Consider the following 2,661-nt stretch of genomic DNA (forward strand, 5'->3'; position numbering starts at 1 on the left):
TAAGATTATATCAAGTTTTATAAAAATAAGATATTTTAATAAATGGGATTCACGAGATAAACTTTTGGAATATCAGAAAAAGCAGGTAAATAAACACTTAAAATTTCTAAAAGAAAAATCTCCATATTTTAAAACTCACGAAATTTCTGAAAATTTTGTTATGAACAAGGTATTTATGATGGAAAATTTTGATGAACTTAATACTTTAGGAGTAAAAAGGGATGAAGCCATGGAAATCGCCTTAAATAGTGAAAAAACAAGAAATTTTGATCAGAAATACAAAGATATTTCAGTAGGGCTGTCTTCTGGAACTTCTGGACATAGAGGAATGTTTATTACTACTCCTGAAGAGCAAGGTATATGGGCAGGGACGATTTTGGCTAAAATGCTGCCTAAAAATAGCATTCTTGGACATAGAATAGCATTTTTCCTAAGAGCAGACAATGATTTGTATAAATCTATAAATTCTTTTTTAATAAGTTTGGAATATTTTGATACTTTTAAAGATATTGATGGACATATTGAGAGGTTGAATGAATACAATCCAACTATTATTGTTGCTCCCCCCTCCTTACTACTAATGCTGGCTAAAAAGATAGAGGAAGGCAAGTTGAAAACTTTTGTGAAAAAGGTTGTTTCAGTTGCAGAAATTTTGGAAAAACCTGATGAGGAATATATAAAAAAGCAGTTTAATTTAAAAGTAATTCATCAGATTTACCAGGCGACAGAAGGTTTTTTAGCCTGTACTTGTGAATATGGACATCTTCATTTGAATGAAGATTTAATAAAATTTGACAGGAAATATATAGATGCAAAAAGATTTTATCCAATAATTACAGATTTCAGGAGAACAAGCCAGCCTTTTGTAAATTACTATTTGAATGATATTCTAGTTGAATCAGAAGAACCATGTGAGTGCGGTTCTGTTTTACAGAGAATTGAAAAGATTGAAGGGCGTTCAGATGATATTTTCAGGTTTATAAATAAATTTGATAAAGAAATTACTGTATTTCCAGATTTTATTAGAAGAACAATACTTTTTGCTGAAAATATAAGAGAATATCAGGTTTTTCAAATAAATAGCAATTTACTGGAGATTGCAATTTTGAATGTAAATAATGAACAAGAAAAACTAGTAAGAAAAGAATTTGATAAATTGTTCGATTCTTTGAATATAGAAAATGTAGAAATCAGATTCATAGATTATAAAACAGACAGCACAAAAAAATTAAAAAGGATAATAAGAAAGGTTATAGAATGAGAAGAATTCAATTTAAAGGATATGGAATAGAATTACCAAAAAATACAGTTGAACTTAAAGGACAAGTTCGTTATAGAATAAGTGAAGGTGAAAGCCAAATTTCCCTTGCTGTTTCCGCCTGTGAAAAAGCATTAAAAAATGCAAATATAACAATTAATGATATTGATTGCATAGTTTCAGCCAGTGCTGTTGGAATACAGCCTATACCATGTACAGCAGCCCTAATTCACGAAAAAATAGCAAAAGGGACTTCAATTCCAGCTCTTGATATAAATACTACCTGTACAAGTTTTATAACTGCTCTGGATACCATGTCATACCTTGTAGAATCAGGAAGATATGAAAGAGTACTGATAGTTTCCTGTGATGTAGCTTCAAAAGCCTTAAATCCAAAACAAAAGGAAAGTTTCCAGCTTTTTAGTGATGGAGCGGCGGCATTTGTAATCGAAAAAACTGAAAAGGAAATAGGAATTATTGACGCAATACAGAAAACATGGTCAGAAGGAGCACATTCAACTGAAATTCGAGGAGGTTTAAGCAATTTTCATCCCAAAAATTATTCTGAAATGACAAAAGAGGAATATATGTTCGATATGAACGGAAAAACAGTATTGTCACTTTCAATAAGTAAAATTCCTGAATTAATGAAAAATTTTCTAAAAAATAATGGAATGAAAGTCTCAGATATAGATATGACAGTTCCCCATCAGGCTAGCGTTGCAATGCCTCTTGTAATGCAAAAATTAGGAATAGAAAAAGATAAATTTTTAGATGAAGTCAAGGAATTTGGAAATATGGTATCAGCATCTGTTCCTATAACATTAGTTCATGGACTGGAAAATGGAAGAATTAAAAGCGGCAATACAATCTTGCTTATTGGAACAGCGGCTGGACTTACTACAAACATGATGCTAATTAAATTATAGTTATAATTAATAATAATTTTTTTAAGTTTAGGATTTTAAAATAAAGAAAGTAAATTTAAAACTTGGAAGAGGTATGAAATGGAAGAGAAATAAAGATTTTTCAGATGTTTTTTATCATTGGGATTGTTATTAATTATTTTACGAAAGGTCTGAAAGTCGATGAAGTTTAAATTTTTAAATTTTATATTTTTGATATGTTTTATATTTAGTGGTGTACTGTATTCGGATGAAAAAAGAAAAGTTGAAGAGAAAGAAGTTGAAATTATTGATGGAAAAGCCTATGTAAAAGGAGAAAATGAGCCGTTTTCAGGGAATATAATAGTTCGATATGATAGTGGTGGAAAAATTTCAAGTGTATATGCTCTTAAGGAAGGATTGAGATAGAGCCTTGTATATGAGTTATTTAAGGGAACAAAATGTAGATATTATTTTTGAAAAAGTAAAGGAATTACAGAAATTTGAACAAAAAAGAAT

The 2,661-nt window shown here is 29.6% G+C and carries 3 protein-coding genes; all 3 read left to right on the plus strand.

The window, feature by feature from the left end; translation table 11 throughout:
- Positions 1-1,261: F390 synthetase-related protein (locus Q0370_RS08855; RefSeq protein WP_299574786.1), on the plus strand; the 1,261-nt coding region annotated here is incomplete at its 5' end.
- The gene (locus Q0370_RS08860) at positions 1,258-2,187 is read left to right on the plus strand and encodes a 3-oxoacyl-[acyl-carrier-protein] synthase III C-terminal domain-containing protein (protein ID WP_299574789.1); all 930 of its coding nucleotides are present in this window, start codon (positions 1,258-1,260) and stop codon (positions 2,185-2,187) included. The genes Q0370_RS08855 and Q0370_RS08860, both read left to right, overlap by 4 nt.
- A gap of 159 nt (positions 2,188-2,346) precedes the next feature.
- On the plus strand, positions 2,347-2,571 hold the full coding sequence (locus Q0370_RS08865) for a hypothetical protein (RefSeq protein ID WP_299574792.1): 225 nt from the start codon (positions 2,347-2,349) through the stop codon (positions 2,569-2,571).
- The last annotated feature ends 90 nt before the right edge of the window (positions 2,572-2,661 follow it).

Source organism: uncultured Leptotrichia sp. (assembly GCF_938036635.1).
GTDB lineage: Bacteria > Fusobacteriota > Fusobacteriia > Fusobacteriales > Leptotrichiaceae > Leptotrichia > Leptotrichia hongkongensis.

What these genes read in the sequence shown, in the direction of transcription:
- Q0370_RS08865 (WP_299574792.1), top strand. Translation starts at nt 2,347, where the DNA reads ATGAAGTTTAAATTTTTAAATTTTATATTTTTGATATGTTTTATATTT.
- Q0370_RS08860 (WP_299574789.1), top strand. Translation starts at nt 1,258, where the DNA reads ATGAGAAGAATTCAATTTAAAGGATATGGAATAGAATTACCAAAAAAT.